General features: G+C 73.3%; 18 protein-coding genes. 7 read left to right on the plus strand and 11 right to left on the minus strand.

Going from position 1 to position 22804, the window contains the following annotated elements; genetic code table 11:
• Positions 1-93 precede the first annotated feature (93 nt).
• Positions 94-1161 (plus strand): endonuclease/exonuclease/phosphatase family protein, encoded by a 1068-nt coding sequence (locus ACFWP3_RS32310; protein WP_384228134.1) that lies wholly within the window; start codon positions 94-96, stop codon positions 1159-1161.
• Between the two features lies 1 nt (position 1162).
• Here the strand turns inward: ACFWP3_RS32310 and ACFWP3_RS32315 are convergent, their stop codons facing one another.
• Both ACFWP3_RS32315 and ACFWP3_RS32320 read right to left on the minus strand, forming a co-directional pair.
• On the minus strand, positions 1163-3196 hold the full coding sequence (locus ACFWP3_RS32315) for a prolyl oligopeptidase family protein (protein WP_384228136.1): 2034 nt from the start codon (positions 3194-3196) through the stop codon (positions 1163-1165).
• Positions 3197-3226: 30 nt separating this feature from the next.
• Positions 3227-4276, minus strand: a complete 1050-nt coding sequence (locus ACFWP3_RS32320; protein WP_384228138.1) for an AI-2E family transporter — start codon at positions 4274-4276, stop codon at positions 3227-3229.
• Positions 4277-4401: 125 nt separating this feature from the next.
• Here ACFWP3_RS32320 and ACFWP3_RS32325 point away from each other — a divergent pair, with 125 nt between their 5' ends.
• On the plus strand, positions 4402-5706 hold the full coding sequence (locus ACFWP3_RS32325; protein WP_384228140.1) for an MFS transporter: 1305 nt from the start codon (positions 4402-4404) through the stop codon (positions 5704-5706).
• 158 nt (positions 5707-5864) lie between these two features.
• Here the strand turns inward: ACFWP3_RS32325 and ACFWP3_RS32330 are convergent, their stop codons facing one another.
• The gene (locus ACFWP3_RS32330) at positions 5865-7376 is read right to left on the minus strand and encodes an alpha/beta hydrolase (RefSeq protein WP_384228143.1); all 1512 of its coding nucleotides are present in this window, start codon (positions 7374-7376) and stop codon (positions 5865-5867) included.
• A 109-nt stretch (positions 7377-7485) separates the two neighbouring features.
• The gene (locus tag ACFWP3_RS32335) at positions 7486-8448 is read right to left on the minus strand and encodes an aldo/keto reductase family oxidoreductase (RefSeq protein ID WP_384228145.1); all 963 of its coding nucleotides are present in this window, start codon (positions 8446-8448) and stop codon (positions 7486-7488) included.
• 141 nt (positions 8449-8589) lie between these two features.
• Between ACFWP3_RS32335 and ACFWP3_RS32340 the strand changes: the two genes are divergently transcribed.
• Entirely contained in the window at positions 8590-9564 is a 975-nt protein-coding gene (locus ACFWP3_RS32340; RefSeq protein ID WP_384228147.1) for an endonuclease/exonuclease/phosphatase family protein, read from the plus strand.
• Here the strand turns inward: ACFWP3_RS32340 and ACFWP3_RS32345 are convergent.
• From ACFWP3_RS32345 to ACFWP3_RS32360, 4 genes are all read right to left on the minus strand, one after another.
• Complete coding sequence (locus tag ACFWP3_RS32345; protein WP_384228149.1) at positions 9551-11056, minus strand: Ig-like domain-containing protein; 1506 nt, start codon at positions 11054-11056, stop codon at positions 9551-9553. The two genes, ACFWP3_RS32340 and ACFWP3_RS32345, sit on opposite strands and share 14 nt — an antisense overlap.
• Positions 11057-11105: 49 nt before the next feature.
• The gene (locus ACFWP3_RS32350; RefSeq protein ID WP_384228151.1) at positions 11106-12587 is read right to left on the minus strand and encodes a hypothetical protein; all 1482 of its coding nucleotides are present in this window, start codon (positions 12585-12587) and stop codon (positions 11106-11108) included.
• Positions 12580-16338 (minus strand): CDP-glycerol glycerophosphotransferase family protein, encoded by a 3759-nt coding sequence (locus tag ACFWP3_RS32355; protein WP_384228153.1) that lies wholly within the window; start codon positions 16336-16338, stop codon positions 12580-12582. Before ACFWP3_RS32355 ends, ACFWP3_RS32350 begins: the two co-directional genes overlap by 8 nt.
• A gap of 346 nt (positions 16339-16684) precedes the next feature.
• The gene (locus ACFWP3_RS32360) at positions 16685-17842 is read right to left on the minus strand and encodes a hypothetical protein (protein ID WP_384228155.1); all 1158 of its coding nucleotides are present in this window, start codon (positions 17840-17842) and stop codon (positions 16685-16687) included.
• 437 nt (positions 17843-18279) lie between these two features.
• Between ACFWP3_RS32360 and ACFWP3_RS32365 the strand changes: the two genes are divergently transcribed.
• From ACFWP3_RS32365 to ACFWP3_RS32375, 3 genes are all read left to right on the plus strand, one after another.
• Positions 18280-19485: a sensor histidine kinase gene (locus ACFWP3_RS32365; protein WP_384228157.1), complete on the plus strand. Its 1206-nt coding sequence runs from the start codon at positions 18280-18282 to the stop codon at positions 19483-19485.
• On the plus strand, positions 19482-20147 hold the full coding sequence (locus ACFWP3_RS32370) for a response regulator (protein ID WP_384228159.1): 666 nt from the start codon (positions 19482-19484) through the stop codon (positions 20145-20147). The genes ACFWP3_RS32365 and ACFWP3_RS32370 overlap by 4 nt, the downstream gene beginning before the upstream one ends.
• A gap of 245 nt (positions 20148-20392) precedes the next feature.
• On the plus strand, positions 20393-20683 hold the full coding sequence (locus ACFWP3_RS32375; RefSeq protein ID WP_384228161.1) for an SHOCT domain-containing protein: 291 nt from the start codon (positions 20393-20395) through the stop codon (positions 20681-20683).
• Positions 20684-20689: 6 nt separating this feature from the next.
• Here the strand turns inward: ACFWP3_RS32375 and ACFWP3_RS32380 are convergent, their stop codons facing one another.
• The 3 genes from ACFWP3_RS32380 to ACFWP3_RS32390 form a co-directional block, all read right to left on the minus strand.
• Complete coding sequence (locus ACFWP3_RS32380) at positions 20690-21214, minus strand: SRPBCC family protein (RefSeq protein ID WP_384228163.1); 525 nt, start codon at positions 21212-21214, stop codon at positions 20690-20692.
• Between the two features lie 133 nt (positions 21215-21347).
• Positions 21348-21596, minus strand: a complete 249-nt coding sequence (locus ACFWP3_RS32385) for a hypothetical protein (protein WP_384228165.1) — start codon at positions 21594-21596, stop codon at positions 21348-21350.
• Between the two features lie 50 nt (positions 21597-21646).
• A complete protein-coding gene (locus tag ACFWP3_RS32390) occupies positions 21647-22138 on the minus strand; it encodes a hypothetical protein (RefSeq protein ID WP_384228167.1) in 492 nt (163 codons plus the stop codon).
• Positions 22139-22334: 196 nt separating this feature from the next.
• On the opposite strand from ACFWP3_RS32390, the gene ACFWP3_RS32395 reads away from it, so the two are divergent.
• Complete coding sequence (locus ACFWP3_RS32395) at positions 22335-22709, plus strand: toxin Doc (protein WP_384228169.1); 375 nt, start codon at positions 22335-22337, stop codon at positions 22707-22709.
• Positions 22710-22804 lie beyond the last annotated feature (95 nt).

The following is a 22804-nucleotide window of genomic DNA, read 5'->3' on the forward strand; positions in this document are numbered from 1 at the left end:
CGTCGGCAGCGGCAGCGGGCGGAAGCCGCGACCGCGGGCCGAAGGGCGGCGCGAGGCAGGGGACGCACGGGACGCGCGAGCAGCGCGAGCAGCGTGGGCGGCGCGAGCGGCGCGGGCGGCGCGGGCGGCGCGGGCAGAACCCCGCACCCCCTTGCGGACGTCCTCAAGGTCATGAACGTGCCCGCAGTCACGCCGACGGCCCCGCCCCGCCGCCGGTCCCTCCCCCGCACCGACCGCGTCCCGCGCGTCGGCCGGGGCCGGCTGATCGCCGCCCTCGCCGTCCTCGTGACCCTGCTGATGCCGCTGCACGGCCGGATCCCCGACCGGGGCCCCCACCTCGGCAGCCTCGTCGAGACGTTCCTGCCCTGGACCGCCGCGGCGGTCGCGGCGCTGCTCGCGGCCGCGCTGCTGCGCCGCTCCCGGGTGGCGCTGGCCGCCGTCCTGCTGCCCGCGGTCACCTGGGCCGCCATCCACGGCGGCACGTTCCTCGACCGGGGCGCCGGCGGGCCGGCGGACCTCACCGTCGTCACGCACAACGTGGACGACGCGAACCCCGATCCGGTGGGCACCGCCCGCGCCCTCGCCGCCTCCGGCGCGCAGCTGATCGCGCTGGAGGAACTCACCCGGCCCGCGCTGGACCAGTACGAGCGGACGCTCGCCGGAAGCCACCCGTACCACGCGGTGGTGGGCACGGTCGGGCTGTGGAGCACCTACCCCCTGCGCGATACGGCCGGGGTGCCGCTCGTGCCGTGGCGCAGCGCCCTGCGGACCACCGCCGAGACCCCCGGGGGCCCGCTCACCGTCTACGTGGCCCATCTGCCCTCCGTACGGATCGGCCTGGGCTCGGGTTTCACCACCGGCAACCGCAACGAGGCCGCCGGACGGCTGGCCGCGGAGCTGGCCTCCGCCCCGGCCGGGCGCACGCTCCTGCTCGGCGACTTCAACGCCACCACCGACGACCGGGTGCTGGCGGACGTGACGGACCGCTTCCGCTCGGCCCAGGAGGTGGCGGGCGCGGGCTTCGGCTTCAGCTGGCCCGCGCGGTTCCCCGTGGCCCGCATCGACCACATCCTGGTCCAGGACCTGACGCCGGTCTCCGCGTGGACCCTTCCGGCCACCGCCAGCGACCACCTGCCGGTGGCGGCGTCGCTGCGCCGGTGAGTCAGGCGCCCGGGGTCAGCCGCTCCCACAGGAAGGTGTGCACGAGCGCCTCGTTGAACGCCGTCTGCTCGTGGTCGGTGGCCCCGGAGTGGCCGCCGCCCAGGTGCTCGTGGAACAGCACGGGGTGGCCGTGCTCGCGCAGCCGGGCGGCCATCTTGCGGGCGTGCCCGGGGTGGACGCGGTCGTCGCGGGTCGAGGTGAGCAGCAGCAGGGGCGGGTACGCGGGTCCCTCGGTCCGGATCCGGTGGTAGGGGGAGATCTCCGCCAGGTGGGGCCGGTCGGCGGGGTTGTCCGGGTCCCCGTACTCGGCGGTCCAGCTGGCGCCCGCGAGCAGCCGGTGGAAGCGGAGCATGTCCGTGAGCGGCACGAGCGAGACGACGGCGCCGAACAGCTCCGGGTAGCGGGTGAGCATCGCGCCCATGAGCAGGCCGCCGTTGCTGCCTCCCTCTATGCCCAGCTGGGCGGGGGTGGTGATGCCGCGCTCGGTGAGGTCCCGGGCCACGGCGGCGAAGTCCTCGAAGGCCTTCACCCGGTTCGCGCCGAGGGCGGCCTTGTGCCAGTCCGGCCCGTACTCGTGCCCGCCGCGGATGCCCGCGACGACGTACGTGCCGCCGCGCGCGAGCCAGGCCCGGCCGGTGACCGCGCTGTACTGCGGGACCATGGAGATCTCGAAGCCGCCGTACCCGTACAGCAGCGCGGGCCCGGGGCCGGGCCGGTCCTCGGGGCCGACGACGAAGTACGGGACCCTGGTGCCGTCCGCGGAGACCGCGAAGTGCTGCCGCACGTCGAGGCCCTCGGTGTCGAACAGCGCCGGCCCCCGCTTCACGCTCTCGCCCGCGCCCCCGCCCGCCGTGCCCCGGTAGAGGGTGGACGGCTGGAGGTAGCCGGAGACGTTCAGGAAGTACTCGTCGCCGACGTCCGGGTCGGTGCAGGTGACGGAGGCCGTGGACAGCGGCGGCACCCCGGCCAGCGGCGCCCGGCGCCAGCCGTCGGCGCCCGGTCCCGGGGTGAGGAGCTCCATCCGGGAGGAGACGTCGGCACGGGTGGTGAGGATCAGGTGGTTGCGGGTCCAGCTCCATCCGGCGAGCGCGGTGTGCGCGTCCGGGGTGAACAGCACCGTCGCCTCCCGCCCGCCGGTCCGGAAGGCGTCGAAGTCGAAGGCCAGCAGCGTGCCCGCGCCGTGGCCGAGCCACGGCGACTTCGGGGCCACGATCAGCCACTCCCGGTGGACGGAGGCGCCGGCGTCGTCCGGTACGCCGACCTTCTCGGGCCGCGCCGCCGGTCCGCCCTCCGGGAGCAGGAACAGCTCCTGGTGCCAGAAGTCGATCTGCCGGTGCAGGAAGTGCCGTTCGAAGCCCGGGGTGTCGTCGTACCAGCCGGAGGCCGAGATGTCGGAGGGCCGGCCCTCGTAGACGAGTTCGGCGTCGGCCAGGGGGGTGCCGCGCCGCCAGCGGCGCACCTGGAGCGGGTAGCCCGAGCCCGACATCGAGCCGGGGCCGAAGTCCGCACCGATCCAGACCTCGTCGCGGTCGATCCACCCGATGGTGGTCCTGCCCTCCGGGACCTCGAACCCGCCCTCGGCGAACTCCAGGGTCAGCAGGTCGAACTCGCGCACCACGCAGGCGTCCGCTCCGTCCCGCGACAGCAGCACCAGGGCGTGGCGGTGGTCGGGGCCCAGGACCCGGCTGCCCGCCCAGGCCCACTTCTCCCCCTCGGCCTCGGCCAGGGCGTCGAGATCGAGGACCGGCTCCCAGAGGGGCCGGTCCTTGACGTACTCCTCCAGCGTGGTGCGCCGCCAGAGCCCGCGCACGTGCTCGGCGTCCTGCCAGAAGTTGTAGAGGTGGCCGCCGCGGCGGACGACGTACGGGATCCTGCCGTCGTCGTCGAGGACCTCGCGGATCGCGCTCTCCAGCACCTTGAAGGCCGGGGTCCCGGTCAGCGCGGCCACCGTCTCGTCGTTGCGCTCGCGGACCCACCCGAGGGCGGCCTCGCCGGTGATCTCTTCCAGCCAGAGGTACGGGTCTTCATCGCTCATCCGCCGATTGTGCACGACGTACGGCGCCGGTCAGGGCGAGTTCCCGAGGCGGGCGTCGCGCAGGGCCGTGCGCACCGACCAGATCACCGAGACCAGCGGCACCGCGACGACCGCGCCCACCACTCCGGCGGCGATGGCGCCCGCGACCACCGAGATCGCCACCACCAGCGGGTGCAGCCGCACCGCCCAACTCATCACCAGCGGGTGCAGCAGGTGCCCCTCGATCTGGCCGATGACCACGATCAGCGCGACCACCACGCCCGCGACCAGCGGCCCCTGCGCGGCCAGCGCGACCACCGCGGCGACGGCGAGCGCGACCGGGGAGCCGATGAGCGGGACGAAGGCGGCGAGGAACTCCAGCAGTGCCAGGGGGACGGCCAGCGGGACCCCGAGGAAGTACAGGGCGACGCCGACGAGGACCGCGTTCGTCGCCGCGACCAGCACGATCCCGTGGGTGTAGCCGGTGAACGTGCGCCAGGCGGCCTGCCCGGCGACGGCCACCCGCTCGCGGGCCGACGCGGGCAGCTGCGCGCAGAACCAGGCCCACTGCCGGTCTCCGCCGTGCAGGAAGAGCACGGCGGAGAACACGGCGAGGGCGAGGACGGTGAGCACCGCCACCAGGTGGCCGGCTCCGCTGAGCGCCGTACTGAGCAGGGTCGAGCGGTGGCTCGACAGGTACTGCCCGACGCGGGACTGGACGTCCGACAGCGCCCCGGGGTTGAGCCGGAAGGGCGGCTGCTCCAGCCACCGCTCGATGCGGCCCAGGCCTTCGCGGAACTCCCGGACCAGGGTGGTGCTCTCCCCCGCCACCGCCTCGCCCACCAGCGCCAGCGCGCCCAGCAGCAGCGCCGCGCTGCCGAGCAGGCACACGGCGACCGCCAGGGACCGGGGCAGTACGCGGCCCAGCCGGCGGGCGGCTCCGGAGAGCAGCGCCGTGACGACGAGGCCGAGGAAGAGCGCCACGCCGATCTCGTGGAAGCGGCCCAGGACGGCGAAGACCGCGTAGACGGCGGCGCCGACGACCAGCAGGCGCCAGGCGTACGAGGCGGCCGTACGGAGGAACGCTGACACCGGCGGCATGAGCCATGGGTGCCACCGCGGAGCCCCGATGGCACGCGCGCGGCTCCGGATTCGCCCGTCCGTGGTGGACAAATCGTGAATAAATCCGTTGCCGGACCGGAGCCGAACACGGACGATGGCCTCTCGTGAGTACTTCCCGCTGGGCCGCCGTGCTGCCCGACTTCACCCCATGGCGTTCCGGCCGCGATTTCCGCCTGCTCTTCTACCAGGGCACGGTGACGTTCTTCGGCTCGTTCATGGCCATGATCGCGCTGCCGCTCCAGATCAAACACCTGACCGACTCGCCGCTGGCCGTCGGCGCGATGGGAGCGGTGGAGCTCATACCGCTGGTGGTCTGCGGGCTGTACGGCGGCGCGCTCGCCGACGCCGTCGACCGGCGCCGGCTGATCCTGCTGACCGAGGCCGGTCTCGGGGTGCTCGCGCTGGTCCTGCTGGTGAACGCGCTGCTCCCGGACCCGCTGCTGTGGCCGCTGTACGTGGTGGCGGCCGGTGTCTCGGCGCTGACCGGGCTCCAGCGGCCGGCCCTGGACTCGCTGATGGCGCGGATCGTGCCGCACGACCAGCTGACGGCCGCGGCCGCGCTGAACGGGCTGCGCTACCAGTTCGGCGCGATCGCGGGCCCGGCGCTGGCCGGCCTGGTCGTCGCGTACGCCGGGTACGCCGCGGCCTACTCGGTCACCGTCGTCGGCTTCCTCGTCTCCGTACTGCTGTGCCTGCGGCTCGCGCCGGCTCCGCCCGTGGGGGGCGCCGAGCGCCCCTCGCTGCGCGGGATCGCCGAGGGCGCCCGCTACGCGTGGAGCCGTCCGGTCCTGCTCGGCACGTACGCCGTCGACCTCGCGGCGATGTTCTTCGCGTTCCCGAACGCGATCTTCCCGTTCCTCGCGGACGAGCTCGACGCGGAGTGGTCCCTGGGCCTGATGTACGCGGCGGGCGCGGTGGGCTCCCTGGTGCTGGGGCTGACCAGCGGCTGGACCTCGCGGGTACGCCGGCACGGGCTGCTGGTGGTGTGCGGGGCGGCCGTGTGGGGGCTGGCCATCGCGGCCGCGGGCTGGTTCGCGGACATCTGGCTGGTGCTGCTGTGCCTCGCGGTGGCGGGGGCCGGCGACATGCTCAGCGGGCTGGGGCGCGCCACGATCTGGAACCAGACGATCCCCGAGGGGCTGCGGGGCCGGCTCGCCGGCATCGAGGTGCTCTCGTACAGCGTGGGCCCGCAGCTCGGCCAGGTACGGGCGGGCACCATGGCCGGCTGGACCGGCACCCGGACCGCGTTCTGGAGCGGCGGTCTGGCCTGCGTGGCCTCGGTGGCGGTGCTCGCGGCGCTGCTGCCCAAGCTGATCTCCTACGACGCGGAGACCGACGAGGACGCGCTGCGCCGCCGGGCCTCCCGGGAGGCCGAGGGCAAGGCGGGGGCCGCGGCCGCGGCGCCGTAGGCGGCAAGAGCCGAAGGCGACGGCCGAGGTCAGCGCGCCGGGTAGTGAGGCCGTGGCTCAGGGGGAAGAGCGGCGGTACGGGGACGGGCAGCCGGCCCCGGGCCGCGGCCGCGCCGGTGAGGACGCGGGCTGCGGCGCGCAGGCGCGGCCGGGGCCGGTCAGCCCGCGCAGGACGTGTCGGCGGCGGGCCGCTGACCGGTGGTGAGGAACGCGGTGACCGTACGGTCGCCGCAGGCGTTGCCGTTGCCGAGGTAGACGCCGTGGCCGCCCTGCTCGACGGTGACCAGCCGGGCCCGCCCGCCGAGGGCCTCGCGCATCTTCAGGCCGCCGGAGTACGGGGTCGCCGGATCCCGGCGGCTCTGGACCATGAGGATGTTGGACGGCCCCTCGGCGGTGATCCGGGTCGGCGGCTCCACGGGGCCGGTCTTCCAGAAGGAGCAGGGCAGCACGTTCACCGGCATGCCCGCCGTCAGCGGGTGCCGGACACGGTCCGCCTCGACCGCGCGCCGGTACGCGGCCGTGGACGTGCGGGGCCACGCCACGTCGTTGCAGATGACGCCGACCACGACCGCGGCGTCCTCGTCGCGCAGCGGCCCCGCGAGCTCCGGCGGGAGCACGGGGGTCCGCGCCGGGTCCGAGGCCGCCTGCACGAGCCGGGCGAAGGAGGGGAAGGCGGAGTCGCCGTAGAGCGCGTTCTGCAGGGCCTGGCGCAGGCCGTTCCCGGTCAGCGCGACCCCCGGGCTCGTGGACTCGCGCGGCGCCCGGTCCAGCGAGGCCGCGAGCGCGAGCACCAGCGGCTCGACCTCCTGTGCGGTCGGCGCCAGCCGCAGTCCGTCCCGGTCCCGGTCGGGGTGGGCGGCCCAGGCCGCGAAGTCGGGGAAGCGGTCCGCCGCGCCCTGCGCCATGTTGGCCAGCCAGCCGCGGGCGACGCGCCGCGGGTCGGGGTCTCCGCTGCTGTCGAGGACCCAGCGGTCGGTGCGCTGCGGGTACTTCTGCGCGTACACGGCCCCCACGTAGCTCCCGTACGAGACGCCCCAGGCGGACAGCTTGCGCTCGCCGAGCGCCGCCCGGAACCGGTCGATGTCGCGGACCTGGTTGGCGGTGGTGAAGCTGCGCAGCACGGCTCCGCCGTTGCGGGCGCAGGCCTCGGCGGTGCGGCGGGCACGGGCGGCGTTCTCGGCGATCTCGCCGCCGGAGCCGGGCCAGGACCGCAGGCTGGTCAGGTAGCGGTCCGCGGGGGCGAGTGCGCAGCTCGCGGTGGTGCTGCCGCCCACGCCGCGCGGGTCGAGGGCGACGAGGTCGTAGGACCCGCCCAGTTCCTCGCGCAGCGCCGCCCCCTTCTGCGCCAGCCGCTGGACGCCGGATCCGCCCGGACCGCCGGGGATCACGATGAGGGAGCCGCGCCGGGCTTTCGGGCGGTCGCCGGGGATGCGGGAGACGGCGACGGTGATCTGCGGACCGTCGGGGTCGGAGTAGTCGAGGGGGACGGGCAGTTCGGCGCACTCCTGCGTGCCGGGACCGCCCGGCCGGGCGCAGGGGTACCAGGTCAGGGCCGGTGCCGCCGCCCCGGTGCGGGCGGCCGCCGGGGCCGCGGCGGTCGCGGTCAGTGCGGTGGCCGCGGTGGCGGCGGCGAGGGTGAGGATCAGGGTCTTGCGCGGGTAAGTCGTCATGGGGCAAGCCTTGTTGGTCCGCCCCGCGCCACCCATCCGGCAGACCGGCCGGTGCGGGTGGGGCTAACCCCCCGCGCCGGACTGCGGCCCACACCCCGGCTCCGCCGGCTCAGGGCAGCGGGACTCCCCTGGCCGTGACCCAGAGCTCGTACCACTCCTCGTGCGTCAGGTCCGGCTCGCGGAGCGCCGCGTCCCGGCAGGCGCGGATCCGCTCGGGCCGGGCGGTGCCGATGACCGGGGCGATCCCGGCCGGGTGCCGGCTCACCCACCACAGCAGCACCGACTCGGGCGTCGTGTCCTTGCGCCGGGCGAGTTCGGCCAGGAGCTGCGCGGTGGCCCGTTCGGCGGCCGTCTGCTGGAGTCCGGTGAAGCGGCCCTGCGCCAGCGCTCCCCAGGCCTGGAGCCGGATGCCGTGGTCGCGGCAGTGCTCCAGCGTGCCGAAGGGGAAGCCGTTGTGCGTGGAGCCGGGGGTGTTGAGCAGCACTCCGGCCTCGACCCAGTCCCGGCTGTGCAGGCTCATCTCCAGCTGGTTCGCCACCAGCGGCACGTCGAGCCGGGACTGGAGCGAGGCGATCTGCGCGGCTCCCATGTTGGACACCCCGAAGTGCCGTACGAGGCCCTGCCGGTGCAGGGACATCAGCGCCGAGGCGATCTCGTCGGGGTCCGCGAGGGGGTCGGGGCGGTGCAGGAGGAGTACGTCGATCACGTCGGTCCGCAGCCGGGCCAGGCTCTCCTCCACGCGCCGGATCACGCTCGGACCGCGCAGGTCGTACAGGCCCGGGTGGTCCTTGCCGGCCGGCCGGATCCCGCACTTGGTCTGGAGCGTGATGCGTTCGCGCAGCCCCGGCGTCCGCGCGAGCACCTCGCCGAAGACGGCCTCGGCCTTGCCGCTGCGGTAGATGTCGGCGTGGTCGAAGGTGGTGATCCCGCTGTCGAGGGCCGCGCTGATCGCCGCCTCGGCGGCGTCGATGTCCTCCGGTCCGTAGGGACCGGGCTCCCAGCTCCCGCCCAGTCCCATGCACCCGTACAGCACCCGGTCACCACTCATGCCCGCACCCTCCCTCGTCACCACGGCCCCACTCTATGGGGTGGCCGCCTCCCGCAACCGGCCCGGGCGAGGCCTGCCCCAGGCCCCGGACGGCGCCGTTCCGGTCTTTGCCGTTCCGGTCCCCCCGATGCACGGTCTGACCGGCCCGTACTCAATGATGGCGGGATGCACAGACACACCGGGACCGGGATGCTCCGTCGCTCGCGCCGCTTCGGCCGCGTGGCGACCGTCCTCGGTCTGCTGACCACCGCGGCCTGCACCTCCACGCCCGGCACCACGGTGCCGTCGGCGCTCACGCCCGGGGCCACGCCCGACACGGTGTCCGTCGCCACGTGGAACATGTGCGGTGTGGAGCAGTGGGGCTGCGCGGACAAGGGCGGCCCTGAGGCCAAGTTCCAGCAGCTGCGCGCCCTGGCCGACGGCCGCGGGGTGCGCGTCATGCTCCTCCAGGAGGTCTGCTCCGAGGACCTGCTGGCGGCCGCCCGGCGCCTGGGCAAGGACTGGCACAGCGAGTTCGACCCGTACATCAGCGTGGACGAGGCGGGCCGCAGCGTGCCCGTCGGCTGTACGGGAGAGGGCCGGGGGCAGGCCGGTTCCGGTCTGCTGGCGGCGTCCCCGCTCACCGGGGTGCAGGCCGTGGCGACCCGGCAGCCGGCCGCCGGCGTGCACCGGCGGTTCCTCTGTGCCCAGGTCCCGGCCCAGGGGGTCCGGGTGTGCAACGGGCACGTGGCGCTGCGCGGCACCGATACGGTGCACCCGGACCGGGAGTTCCGGGACGACCACCTCCGCTCGCTCTTCGAGGCCGCGTCCGAGCACGACCGCGACCGGACGATCGTGGGCGGTGACTTCAACTCCTCGCCGCCGGTCGACGGGAGCCCCACCGCCTGGCTGTGGCCGGCCGAGGCCTACACCGCGTACCAGGAGTGCGACCAGAAGGGCGCCTCCCGGGCGGGCCGCCGCACCCACGAGGACGGGGCCAAGATCGACTACCTGTTCACGGCGCTGCCGCGCACCGGGTGCCAGGTCGTGGAGACCAAGGCCTCCGACCACCGGGCCCTGGTGATGCGGGTGAGCCGTCCCGCCCCGGCGGTCACGCAGGTCCCGGAGGTCCCGCAGATCCCGGAGCTCAGTACCTCGTAGCCGAGTAGCCGCCCTGTGTGGGCACGATGTAGGCGTTCATCAGGACGAAGGGCACGGAGGCCCAGGCGGAGGCGTTGCCCGCCGCGTCCACCGCCACGGCCTCGACCGCGTGGTCGCCCTCGTTCCAGGCGAAGGCCGGATCCCAGGTCCAGGCACCGTCGGCCGTCACCTCGCACGTCCCCAGGCCCGCGCCGCGCTCCTGGAAGTCCACCCGGACGGCGCCCGGGGCGAAGCCCGTGAAGCGCACCGCCGGACCCTGCACCTGCTGCCCGGGGACCGGGGAGGTGACGGTCAGGACGGGCGCCAGGCCCGGCGGCCGTGCGCCCGCCCCGGCGGGGGCGGGCGGCTGCGCGGCCCCGCCGGGCTCGTCGGTGGCCGTGAACACCACTTCGGTGCGGCCCGAGTGGAAGTTGTTCGCGTCCACCCCGAAGAGCCGCACCACGTGCCGCCCCTTGGCCCAGGGCTTCTCCCGCTCCCAGATCCAGCTGCCGTCGGGGCCGACCGGCGGGGACCCCTGGAACGTGCCGTTCTCCCAGATGCTGACCCGCACCGCACCGGGCGCGGACCCCGCGAAGCGGATCGCCCGCGCCGGCAGCCGCTCCTCCGCGGCGGGCATCAGCACCACCGGCGCCGGGAAGTCGTCCCCCCGCACCTGGGAGGTCGCCGACAGGTACGCCTCGATCGACGACGTATCGCGCTTCGGCTCCTCGCGGCCGTTGCGGACGGCCCCGATCCGGGGGGTGATCCCGTGCGAGACGAGGTTCAGCAGGCTCACCAGGGACGGGATGTTCCGGGTGGTCACCTTGTCGTGGCCGGAGATCAGGGGGGAGTCGTTGAAGATGAAGTTGAAGTTCTCGTAGCCCTGGAACAGTCCGAGGAACGGCTCGATGTGGATCGGGTACTGCCGGTCCTGCGGCGAGGAGACCAGGTAGATGTTGGCGGAGCGGTTGGCGCTGCCGCGCACCACCTCGGGGAGGACCGAGTCGAGGAAGCGCACCTTGTCCTCCGTCACCTCCCCCATCATCGCGCGGGCGGCGTTCGCCATGGCCTGGACGACGAACGTGCCGATCCGGAACTGGGGGGCGCTGGCGATGATGTTCCGGTAGCCGAACTTCAGCCCGAAGTGGAGCGCCGCGCTGCCGCCCTTGGAGCTGCCGAACATCGTGCACTGGTCCGGTGTCAGCGACAGGGCGTTCATCACGCGCGCGATCAGCCCGGCGACCGACTGCTCGATGCCGAAGTCCATCCCCTTGCACAGGTAGTAGCTGTTCGCACCGTCGAACGAGTCGCGGATCCACAGGATGTTCGACCGCACGTTGTCGAGGATTCCGCCCCCCATCCCGTACTCGTCGGGCGCGTTGAGGTTGGCGAACACCACGACGAGGTGGCGGCTGCCGTTCCTGGCGTGGGAGAACCGGTACTCGACGGGGACCGGCCCGGAGGGGTCGACGCCCGTGATGACGCGGCGCTCGTTCTTCGCTGTATCAGACATGCTCGGAATCCATTCTTGTCACCGGCCTGGCACGAACCCGCCCCGCGGGTCAGTGCCTCGCGTCGGAGTAGCCGCCGGGCCCGGGCACCGGGTAGGAGCCGCCGACCGCGAAGGGGACGGAGATCCAGGCGGAGGCGTTGCCCCCGGCGCCCACCGCGACGGCCTCCACGAAGTGCGGCCCCTCGTTCCAGGCCCAGTTCGACTCCCAGCTCCAGTTGCCGTCGGCCGCGACGGGGCAGGCGCCCAGGCTCATCCCGGCCTCCTGGAACTCCACCCGCACCGCGCCGGGGGCGAAGCCCGCGAACCGCGGTACCGGGCCCGGCACCTGCTGGTGGGCACCCGGCGAGGTCACCGTCAGTGCCAGGGGCCGGGCGGGCGCGGACACCGGATCCGGTGCGTCCACCGGGTCCACGACCGTGAAGACCACTTCGCTGCGCCCGGAGTGGAAGTTGTTCGCGTCCACCCCGAAGAGCCGCACCACGTGCCGTCCCTTGCCCCACGGCTTGTCCCGCAGCCAGCTCCAGCTGCCGTCGGGAGCGACGGCCGGGGAGCCCTGGAACTTCCCGTCCTCCCAGATGCTGACGCGCACCGCGCGCGGGGCGGACCCCACGAACCGGACGGCGTGCGCCGGCAGCCGCTGATCGGCCGCGGGCATCAGCACCACGGGCGCCGGGAAGTCGTCCCCGCGCACCTGGGAGGTCGCCGAGAGGTACGCCTCGATCCCGGACGTGTCGCGGCCCGGCTCCTCGTAGCCGTAGCGGACACCGCCGATCACGGGGCTGATCCCGTCGACGAGGAGGTTCAGCAGCCCCATGATGACGGGGACGTTGTGCGGCACCACCTTCGCGGAGCCGGTGACCAGGGTGGAGTCGTTGAAGACGAGGTTGAAGCGCTCGTAGCCCCGGAACAGTCCGAGGAACGGCTCCACCTGGCGCGTGTGCTCCTCGTCCTGGGGCGAGGAGACCAGGTAGATGTTGGCCCCGGGGTTCGCCCGGCCGCGCACGAGGTCGGGCAGGAGCGAGTCGAGGAAGCGCACCTTGTCCTCGGTGACCTCCCCCATCATCGGCTGCGCGGCGGCCGGCAGGCTCTCCCTGAGGTACGTCCCGATGAGGAACCGGGGCACGCTGGTCACGATGTTCCGGTAGCCGTACTTCAGGCCGAAGTAGAGGGCCGCGCTGCCGCCCTTGGAGCTGCCGATCAGCGTGCATTCGTCCGGTGTCAGCGCCAGCGCGCTCATCACGCGCGCGATGAGCCCGGCGACCGACTGCTCGATGCCGAAGTCCATGCCCTTGCACAGGTAGGAGCTGTTCGCGCCGTCGAAGGAGTCGCGGACCCACAGGACGTTCGCCCGCACCTTGTCGAGGACCCCGCCCGACATCCCGTAGTCCTCGGGCGCGCCGGCGTTCGCGAAGACGACGACCAGGTGCCGGTTCCCGTTCCTGGCGTGGGAGAACCGGTACTCGACGGGAACCGGCCCGGAAGCGTCCACGCCCGTGACGGTGCGACGCGTGTTCTGGGCTGTCTTAGACATGCTCGGAATCCATCCTTCTCACCGTCTGCCGCGGCATCTGGCCCAGGGTGCCCGCGTTCCAGGGGCCCGGCCGGCCGGGGATGCCCGCGGGGGCCGCGCCGACGGCCGGCGCCTGCGCCCGGGCGGGGTCGAGGTCTCCCCCGGCGATCAGGATGCGGTCGGCCAGCCTGGCCGCCGCGTAGCCGTCGTCGAGGTCGCAGAACTCCTGCTGGAACCAGCGGTAGCGGGCCGCGTAGCCCTGCTGGATGCGGTCGATGTTGCGGATCGCACCGACCAGTTCGGGGGAGTTGTACAGCAGCGGGCCGGGCGCGGACTGCTCGAAGTCGAAGTAGAACCCGCGCAGCGTGTCCCGGTAGTGGTCGAGGTCGTACGTGAAGAAGAGGATCGGCCGCCCGGTGTTGACGAAGTCGAACATCAGGGAGGAGTAGTCCGTGATCATCACGTCGGTGATCAGGGAGAGGTCCGCCATGTCCGGGTAGTCGGACACGTCGAAGACGAACCCGTCACCAGCGCCGGGCACCGGGTCCACCACGTTGGGGTGGCGGCGCACCAGCAGGACGTGGTCGTGGCCCAGCTGCGCCCGCGCGTCCTCGAGGTCGATGCGGAAGTCGAGCTTGTACTTGCCCGGCGCGTAGAACTGGTCGTCGCGCCAGGTGGGTGCGTACATGACGACGCGCTTGCCGGGCGGGAGGCCGATGCGGCGGCGCACTTCCGCCGCCCGCTGTCCGGAGTCCGCTCGGCGCAGGACGTCGTTGCGCGGGTAGCCGCTCTCGACCATCTCGCCGGGGAACTGGAAGGCGCGCTGGAGGATGGGGGTGCTGAAGCTGTTCGGGGACACCAGCATGTCCCAGTTCTGCACCTCCTTCTCGACGCGCTCCAGGTACCGCTTGTCGGCGAAGTGCACGGCTTCGATGTCGTGCCCGATCTTCTTGAGCGGCGTGCCGTGCCAGGTCTGCACGACGACCTGCCCGTCGCGCTTCTGGAACCAGTCGGGCAGGTGGTTGTTGGCGACGACGTACCGGGACCGGGCCATGGCCGCGTACCAGTCGGGGGACCACATGCGGACCGGGCGGGCCGTCGGGGGAACGGCGACCTGGTCGTCGCGCACGACCCACAGGTGCTCGAGGTCGACGCCCCGGCGGACCAGCTCCTCGTGCAGGGCGCGCGGGCTGTCGGAGTACTGGGTGCCCTTGAAGGCGTCGAACAGCACCGCCTGCTTCAGCGACTTGCGCCGGGCGTCGGGGTAGGCCTTGGTGCGCAGCAGCTTCTGGCGGTAGGGGCCGCGCGCCTCGTCGGGCATCGCCGAGTGGACCAGGAGGGAGAGCCGGTCGTACGCCTCTGCCTGCATCTCGTAGCGCCGCTCGTCGGCGGTCATCTCGCTGGGGAACGTGGGGATCAGTTCCTGGGCCATCTTGACCATGAGGTCGCCGGACCGGTTCTCCGGGGTGACCGCGGAGGGGTCCTGGCGGCGCAGGAAGAAGTCCCAGCGGCCGGAGGCCAGCGGAATGTCGCCGGCCAGGGTGCGCATGGCGGCGGGGGTCAGGACGAAGCGGAACTCCTGGCCCTGCCAGGTGATGGGGACGACGCGCTCGGCGCCGTGGGCGCGGGAGCGGACGACGATGTGGGCGGCGGCGTACTCGGACGCGCCGAGCATGTCCTCGGCCGCGTAGCCGACGACGATCTCCGCGGAGCCGTCTTGGCGCCAGGTGACGGAGCGGGCGAGCGGCAGGGTGTCCCGCTCGAACAGCACCACGTAGCCGGAGCCGTTGCGGTGCACGACGACCTCGCGGTCCGCGTTCGGCGTCTGGAGCCGGGCCGGGAGGCGGTAGTGGCCGTCGGTGGCTTCCTCCGCCATGACCGGGTAGATGGCCGCCTTGCGGCCCTCCACGTGGAGGGTGGTCTTCCAGCCGTTGGCGCCGGTGTTCCAGGTCTGCGGGACCCCGTCGCCGGAGTTCGTGCGGTGGCCGGGCACGAGCGCCTTGACGGGGATGCGGGTCACGAAGGTGTACCAGCCCTCGCCGCCGGGCTTGAAGTGCACCCAGGAGTCGTGGCGGCCGGCGCCGCCCATGCTGGTCACCCGGAACTTGCCCCAGTCGGGCAGCTTGGGCCCGAGGTAGACACCGCCGAGCTCGATGTTGTCGCCGACGATCCGGTGCCGGGTGATCCGGCAACGGACGATCTCCACGCGGAGCTTGAGCTTGCCCTGGAGGAACAGCGGTACGACGCGGGTGTTCTTCTCGACGTACTGGTAGGGCGGGTTGGCGGCAGTGCCCGCGCCGCCGCGTGCGATGCCCTTGTAGCGGAACAGCCCCCGGCTCAGCACGCCGGCGGCCACGTCCCACGTGCCTTCGACCCACTTGCCCTTGCGCTTGAGGCGGGAGGCGTCGAAGCCGACCTGGAATCCGGACCAGTCGTAGCAGTAGCGGTTCTGGTTGGAGTGCTCGGTCGCCGTCGGGTAGTACGTGGTCTTCGCCTTCGCGACGACGACCCGGCCCTGCTTCTTGTTGCGCAGCGCGATGGCCTTCATCGACATGTGCCGCTTGTGCACGTTGATGAAGCGGACGTAGGCGGATCCTTCGAGGGACAGGTGTCCGGAGTCGTCCCAGCGCGCGCTGGTCAGCGAACCGTGCAGCGACAGTTCCTTGTCGAGCCGGTAGGCGCTCTTGTCGAGGCCTATCGAACGGTCGCCGAGATAGGGGTAGTTGAGGTAGCGGTGCAGACGTCGCTGGACGGGCAGCGGGCCGCCCTTGCGTTCGAACTCGACGACGTCGAGCAGTTCCTTCAGCCGGCCTTCGCGCACCAGCAGCCATTTCACGCGGGCGTCGGCGGGGAGTTCGCCGATGATGTCCTCGTCGGCCTCGTCGAGGAACTCATTCGCCCAGTGCATGAAGGCGTCCCGGTACTGCTCGTCGGCGTCCGGGAGCACCTTCAGATGCAGCATAAGGTCGGACTTCAGGCAGGCGAGGTCGTACTTGCGCTTGTGCTCGCTGTACGACCGGGCGCGGTGTCCGGCGAGGAATCGGCTGACGGACTGCACGGCGGCGACGCGGTCCTGCAGATTGCTGAATTCGGTGTGCCGCTGGGTGATGGAGGGTGCGGCACCTCCCTCACGCCGGCGCCAGAAATAGACGATATCCGTAAGGATGTCCACTTTGGTGGCGCGGAAATGCGCGAACATGTTGACCCAGGAGTCCTCATACATGACCCCCTCGGGGAAGGCTATGTAGTGGTAATCCCAGAAGGAGCGCCGGAACAGCTTGTTCCAGACGGTCCGGTCGTAGATGAGCTCCGGCACCTTGGTGATGTGCGTGCCGCGCTTGCTGCGCTGCATGGGCGCCTTGTGCAGCGGGGACTGCCACTTCTTGGTGGAGTTCATCATCTGCACGTTGCCGGACACGAAGTCGGAGCCGGATGCGTCGAGGGTGCGCACGAGCAGCTCGTAGGCGTACTCGGGTATGACGTCGTCCCCGTCGACGAACGCCAGGAACTCCGCCTCGGGGTGAGCGGCGCGAATACCGACATTGCGGGCATGTCCCGGCCCCATCGACTCCTGGCGCAGCAGCCTGAACCTGGAGTCCCGGCGGGCGAAATCAGCGGCGATCGCGGTCGAGGAGTCGGTCGAGCCGTCGTCGACCATGACGACCTCGAGGTCGGGGAACGTCTGCCGGGCTATCGACTCCAGGCACTCCTCGAGATAGATCTCGACGTCCTGAAAGGGAACGACAACACTCAGGCGGGGCGTACCGGCCACTCAGAAAACTCCTTGATTGCCACTCTTCTTGGGACGCTCGGCTCCTTGCCGTGACGTAGGGCCGGATCCGCCCCCGACTCCGACCACCGCCGCCCCGCCCTCGCCTCAGCCGTCCGGCCCGATGCCTGGCCGCACACTTATGCGACCCTCACAGGGCGTGTGCAGCCTAGGCCAATCGTTTGACGCCGAGCAAGTATTCGGAAACTCCCCGGCCACGCAAGGTTTCGCATGTGTTAATGAGCAACTACATCCCGGCTCCAGCAGGCTCGCCAACTGCGCAGTTGGGCGTGAGAAATACCGGAATGAGCAATTCACCCCTCGGGGCAAGATGAGTCGGTGATGAAGGTCACCCGACGCAGCGCCAGGCGCCGAATGCGAGCCCCTCCGCCATGAGATCCTGCCGGGCGATCCTCAGCCCGCCATCCGTGTCGATCATCGCGATCGTGACCGAGCCGCGGGCATCGAGGGCCACGGCCGGAAGCCCCGCGCACCGGTCCCCCACCGGGGCCCACCAGGCGCCGTACTGCTCACCCTGCGTGGGGTAGGCGGCGATCTCCGGGTACCCCTCCGCGCCGCGCTGGAGCAGGACCGTGCAGTCGTAGCCGTTGACGGGCGTGCGGACGGCACCGACCGGGCCGACCCCGCCCGCGCCGCCCAGGGACATGAACCCGCCCGTCGTCACCGCGCCGTTCTCCTGCGGCCGGCAGGCGACGACGGTTCCGTCCGCCGGGGCGCGCCAGAAGTGGGTGGCGACACCGGGGCTCGTCTCGACGGAGCTGTACGTGCCCTCGGCGGCCTCCGCCTCCATCCGGCCCAGCCAGGCGAAGGCCCCCTCCCCCGGCTTCTCCTGGCCCAGTTGCACGGCGCCGCCGCGGAAGGGGGCGAGGAAGCCGACGCGGCCCCCGGACCGGACCGTGGGCACGACGGCCCCGCGCACCCACTTGAGCTCGTGGTCGGCCCACGCCGCCCACGTTCCGTCGGCCTGCTGGGTACGGGCGCGGACACCCACTCCGAAGCGGGTGACGAAGTAGTGGAGGGAGCCGGCTCCGTCGGCGAGGACGACGGGGGTGCCCGGGGCGGGCGCGGAGGCGTCGCCCGGAGGGAACGGGTTGCCCACGACGCGCCAGTCGCTCAGCGGACGACTTGTCTGATATTGGGCGGCTATGACGAATTCGCGGCCTTCCGGCGCCCCGTCCCGGTGGCGGGTCGCGGCGAACCAGACGAATCCGTTGGAGTCCTGGGTGATCGTGAACCGGCCGGTCCAGCCCTCCACGGGGAACAGGTCCGGCCCGTGCCAGAGGTCCGAGCCGGGCGCCGACTCGGTCCAGCGCACCAGGCCCTCGGCGCAGCTCGCGTAGGCGGTCAGCCGGCCGTCGCGGCCCAGGCGCAGCCAGCCCGGGGCGGCGTGTCCGCCGTCGGCCGCCGCGGCGATCTCGGAGCCCGGGACCGCGGGCTCGCCGGAGGCGGCCTCCCGGTCGGTTTCCGCACGTCCGCGTCGCGCCATGTCCTGCCCACTCCTGCCCGAGATCGTCCCGCATGTCCGGCTTGGCCCGGCGGGCCGTGGGACAATTTACGGCAGCGCGGCAACCCGTCGATGCCGGGGGCGGGTCCTCCCGACGGCTCCGGCATCCGTGCAACCTAGCCTGATCCAGGCCCTTCCACCACCGGACCCCGCGCGCCCTGGGGGTGTGCGGAGGCAGATAGTCCGGATAGCGCCGATCGTCGGGAATGGGCCTGGTCCGGCCGGGTCCGGCCGGGTGCCCGGCGTCGGGCCGGCCCTCCTTCGCCCCGCTTCGCGACCTGCCTGCGGCCCCCCTTGCGACGCGCCTGCGGCCCTCGTGCGAACCGCCTTGGCGTGCTCCGCGTACTACCGCGGGAGTACGCCGCGAACGCTACGCCGGGGTGACGCGGGTGACGCCGGGTGCGCACTAGCGTGGTCGTATGGACGAGCAGCGTGAGCGCCCGGGTCCTCCGTGGCGACGATGGATGGAGCGGACCGGGCGGGGCCCGGCCTGGCGCTCGGTGCTGCTCGTCGCCGTCTTCGCGCAGGTCGCCTCGGGCTGGGCCGCGCGGGAGCAGACCGGCCGGGTGGGTCTGGACGCCCTCGCGCGGCTCCTGCTGCTGCTCGGGCCGGCGCTGCTCCTGGCCCGGCACCGGCATCCGGTGGCCGTGGCGTACGGGGTCAGCGCCGTCACCCTGGTGTATGTCGGCGCGGGATATCCGTACGGCCCGGTGTTCCTGAGCATGGCCCTGGCCTGTTTCGCCGCCGTCGTCGCCGGGCACCGAAGAGCCGCCTGGGGGGCCGTGGGGCTGCTGTGGGCCGGGCACCTGCTCATCGCCCACTGGCTGTACCGGTGGCTCCCGCCGCCCGGGGACGGTCCGGCGCCCTGGGGGCAGGAGCTGGTGATCACCGCGTGGGTGCTCGCGATGCTGGCCCTCGCCGAGCTGGCCCGCCTGCGGCGGGAGCAGTGGGCCCGCGAGCGGGCCGAGCGGGCCGCCGCCGAGCGGCGCCGGGTGAACGAGGAGCGGCTGCGCATCGCCCGCGAGCTGCACGACGTACTGGCCCACAGCATCTCGGTGATCAACGTGCAGGCGGGCGTCGGGCTGGCCCTGCTCGACACCGACCCCGAGCAGGCCCGTACGGCCCTGACCACCATCAAGGCCGCCAGCAAGGAGGCCCTGGGCGAGGTCCGGCAGGTCCTGGACACGCTGCGCACCCCCGGTGACGCGCCCCGCGCCCCCGCACCCGGCCTCGACCGCCTGGCCGAGCTCGTCGAGCAGGCCGCGGCGGCCGGGCTCACGGTGGAGGTGTCGGCCGAGGGGACGGCGCGGGCGCTGCCGCCCGGCGTGGACCTGGCCGCCTTCCGGATCCTCCAGGAGGCCCTGACCAACGTCGTCCGGCATTCGGGCGCGCGGACGGCGCGCGTCGGCCTCATATGGCGGCCGTGCGCCCTGGAGCTGCGCGTGGATGACGAGGGCCCGGCCACCGGGGACGGCGCGGGCGGCAGTGGGAACGGCCTCGTGGGCATGCGGGAGCGGGCCGCCGCCCTGGGTGGCACCATCGAGGCCGGCCCGCGGCCCGAGGGGGGATTCCGGGTGGTCGCGAGGCTGCCGCTGAAGGCCGCCACGTCCCAGGAGGACCCGTGATCCGCGTACTGCTCGCCGACGACCAGCTCCTCGTCCGGGCAGGGTTCCGGGCGCTGCTCTCCGCTCAGCCCGACATCGAGGTGGCCGGTGAGGCGGCCGACGGGGACGAGGCCGTGCGCGGGGTGCGGGAGCTGCGCCCCGACGTCGTGCTCATGGACATCCGGATGCCGGTGCTGGACGGGCTCGCCGCCACCCGTCGGATCACCGGGGACCCGGAGCTGGCCGCCGTCAGGGTGGTCATGCTCACCACCTTCGAGCTCGACGAGTACGTCTTCGAGGCGATCCGCTCGGGTGCCTCGGGCTTCCTCGTCAAGGACACCGAGCCCGAGGAGCTGCTGCGCGCGGTCCGGGCGGTGGTGGAGGGCGACGCGCTGCTGTCCCCGGGCGTGACCCGCCGTCTGATCGCGGAGTTCGCGGCCCGTTCGAAGCGGCCCGCGGCCGCGTCGGACCTGGACCGGCTCACGGACCGGGAGCGGGAGGTGATGGCGCTGGTGGGCATGGGCCTGTCCAATGAGGAGATCGCCCGCCGGCTGGTCGTCAGCCCGCTCACCGCGAAGACGCACGTCAGCCGGACCATGGTGAAGCTCGGCGCCCGGGACCGGGCCCAGCTGGTGGTCCTGGCCTACGAGTCGGGGCTGGTGAGGCCGGGCTGGCTCGCCTGACACCGGGCCCGGCCCCGGCCCGCTGAGGTACGCGGCAGCCCGTACGCGGCTACCCGTACGCGGAAGTTGCGTAGGCGGTCGACCCGCTCATGGGCGGCCCGTACGCCGCCGGCCCCGTGTTCCCGCGGCCCGTACTCCCCCGGTCGTACGCGCGGTGCCGCCGGCCGTACGACGCCCCGGGCCCCCTCCCGGAGCCAGTCTCGGAGTGAGACCGAATGTCCCAACCTCCGAGGAGACGAACCGAGATGAACACCCTCACCACCCTCGCGTACGACGGCCCCGGCCCGTGGATCCTGTTCTTCCCGCTGATCTGGGCGGCGGTCGTGGTCGCCGCCGTCACCCTGCTGCGCCGCACCGTGTGGCGAGGGCGCCGCGGGCCGTGGCAGGCCCGCGGGGCGGCCTACGGCGAGCAGTCGCCGATCGGGATCCTGGGGCGGCGCTTCGCGTCCGGCGAGATCGACGAGGACGAGTACTGGCGGCGGCTGTCCGTGCTGGACGAGCAGTTCGGCCCCGCCGCCAAGGGCCGCGCGAGCTGAGCGCCGTCAGCCCCGCCCCGGCTCGCCCGCCCCGCCGCCGCCGCAAGCATCGGCCAGGCGGGCGAGCGTGGTGCGCATCCCGGCCCGGTTGACCGCGACGCGGCGCTCCGGGCCGGTTCCGGCGAAGACCGCGCCGAGGGCTTCGGCCAGGCGGCCGCCGCGGCCGCCGCGCAGGTCCTGCCAGCTCTCGGTGACCCGGGTGCCGTCGCCCTCGGGCTCGAAGCGGTAGCCCCAGCGGGCCAGCGGCAGGCCGAAGACGCCGACGTCGAAGGTGAACTCGCCCTCCCCCCGCGGCGCTTGCGGTGCCCGCAGGGCGGTCACGCGGCCGGTCGTGAACCAGACGAACGGCCCCCGCCGGTTGAATCCGACGAACCGGCTGCCGTGCCGGGCCGGCGGCCGCGGCACCCAGACCCGCCGGCACTCCGGGCTCCAACGGCCCATGTTCCGCAGGTCGGACACCAGCCGGTGGACGTCCGCCGGGGCGGCGTCGACCACGACGTGCTCCTCCAGGCGCCGTTGACGCTCCCCCACGAAGGGCTCCCTTCCGCTCCGGGCCGGCCCGCATCGTCGGGAGGGGCGGCATGCACGGGAGTGTAGGCACACCCGGGCGGATCCGTACCCGGCGGTCAGCAGGGGGGTTTCGGCGGCGCGGCCCCGTACCGGGTCACGGCAGGTCGCCGGTCGGCGGATCGGCGGCGTACACGTGGGGATCGTCGGAGTCCCACTCCAGCAGCTCCGAACCGCCGAGGACCACGTCGTCGGGGTCGGGCATCCCGGCCCGCCGGAGGAACTCGATGACGTCCTCGTCCGAGCGGGCCACACCGAGGGACTCCTCGGTGCCCGCGGTCCGCAGCGTGACCTGCCGGCCTCCCGACGGGAAGATCCGGTGGACGACGACCGGTGCGTGGTGCATGTCTCCAGCCTCTCCCCCTCGGCGGGGCACGGCACCCCGAGGGGATCCGCTCAGGGGGTACGGGCCGCGACGGCGCGCGGGACGCGGCGGGCCGAGGGCGCGGGGTAGGTCGCCTCCTCCGCCCCCAGCACCTGCTCCACCTCCGCCTTGAAGGCGGGCGCGAAGAGGCCGACGTCCAGCAGCAGCCGCAGCCCCTTCACCGTCGGGTCGAGCAGCGGCCGGGCCATCCGGGAGCCGCCGCCGGCGACACCCGCGAAGCCCGCCCGGGCCACCTGCTCCCGCCCGGCCGTCCGCTCTTCGAGGCCCGCCGTCGTGAGACCGGCGAGCACGGCGAGTTCGGTGAGGAACCTGCGGGCCCCGAGGGCCATCTCCTCGGCCCCCTGGAGCGTCTGGACGGAGCCGCCCGCCACCGTGAAGTCGTCACCGGTCCGCTTGAGGCCCCGCGCCTCGTACACGGCGAGCGACTCCTCGAAGAGCCGGCCCGCCTCGTCGACCGCCTTCATCGCCGCCACCAGCTGGTCGATCCCGATCTCGCGCTCCACGCTGCCTCCTGGTCCGGAACTGTGCTGCACAGACCGTAGGAGTCGAAGGCCGCGCTGCGGAACACCTGTGCCGGAGCGAAACGGGGAAGTCACCGGACCGTCACCACCCCGCGCCGGTTCACCGGGGGCCGGGCCGCGGACGGCGTGCTCCGCGAACAGCCCCCCGCCCGGCCCCGGGACGGGGATACTCGGACGCGTGGAACTGCACATCGATCACCGCTGGCTGCTGGAGCGGCAGGAGTCGCTGTTCAAGGACGTGGCGGTGGCCGACCACTCCGCGCTGGTCGCCGCCGTCGCCCGGCACCGGGTGAACACTCCCAGCCTGGACGTGGACGACCCCGACGCGTACTGGCGCGCGGCCGCCCTGCTCGAGGCGATCGTCCTGCTGCGCCCGCTCCCCGACTCCAACGAGTTCTTCGGCTACGGGGTGGCCGTCGCCTACATCGAGGCTTCCGGCAAGGCGGTGGACGCCCCGTACGAGCGGTGGCGCGAGCTCATCACCGACATCCGCCTGCTGCGCGTGACCGTCTTCGACGTGGCCGCGAGGCTGCGTTCCTGGCAGCCCGCCTAGTGCCGTGCCCGGGCGGTCCCGTGCCCCGGCGGGTCCGCCCCGGCCCGGCCCTCAGCGCCAGCGCGGTGCGGGGGGTGTGTCTTATAAAAAAATTT

The organism is Streptomyces sp. NPDC058525 (genome assembly GCF_042719495.1).
Classification (GTDB): domain Bacteria; phylum Actinomycetota; class Actinomycetes; order Streptomycetales; family Streptomycetaceae; genus Streptomyces.

What these genes read in the sequence shown, in the direction of transcription:
- ACFWP3_RS32315 (WP_384228136.1), bottom strand. Translation starts at nt 3,196, where the DNA reads ATGAGCGATGAAGACCCGTACCTCTGGCTGGAAGAGATCACCGGCGAG.
- ACFWP3_RS32320 (WP_384228138.1), bottom strand. Translation starts at nt 4,276, where the DNA reads ATGCCGCCGGTGTCAGCGTTCCTCCGTACGGCCGCCTCGTACGCCTGG.
- ACFWP3_RS32330 (WP_384228143.1), bottom strand. Translation starts at nt 7,376, where the DNA reads ATGACGACTTACCCGCGCAAGACCCTGATCCTCACCCTCGCCGCCGCC.
- ACFWP3_RS32340 (WP_384228147.1), top strand. Translation starts at nt 8,590, where the DNA reads ATGCACAGACACACCGGGACCGGGATGCTCCGTCGCTCGCGCCGCTTC.
- ACFWP3_RS32345 (WP_384228149.1), bottom strand. Translation starts at nt 11,056, where the DNA reads ATGTCTGATACAGCGAAGAACGAGCGCCGCGTCATCACGGGCGTCGAC.
- ACFWP3_RS32350 (WP_384228151.1), bottom strand. Translation starts at nt 12,587, where the DNA reads ATGTCTAAGACAGCCCAGAACACGCGTCGCACCGTCACGGGCGTGGAC.
- ACFWP3_RS32360 (WP_384228155.1), bottom strand. Translation starts at nt 17,842, where the DNA reads ATGGCGCGACGCGGACGTGCGGAAACCGACCGGGAGGCCGCCTCCGGC.
- ACFWP3_RS32365 (WP_384228157.1), top strand. Translation starts at nt 18,280, where the DNA reads ATGGACGAGCAGCGTGAGCGCCCGGGTCCTCCGTGGCGACGATGGATG.
- ACFWP3_RS32375 (WP_384228161.1), top strand. Translation starts at nt 20,393, where the DNA reads ATGAACACCCTCACCACCCTCGCGTACGACGGCCCCGGCCCGTGGATC.
- ACFWP3_RS32385 (WP_384228165.1), bottom strand. Translation starts at nt 21,596, where the DNA reads ATGCACCACGCACCGGTCGTCGTCCACCGGATCTTCCCGTCGGGAGGC.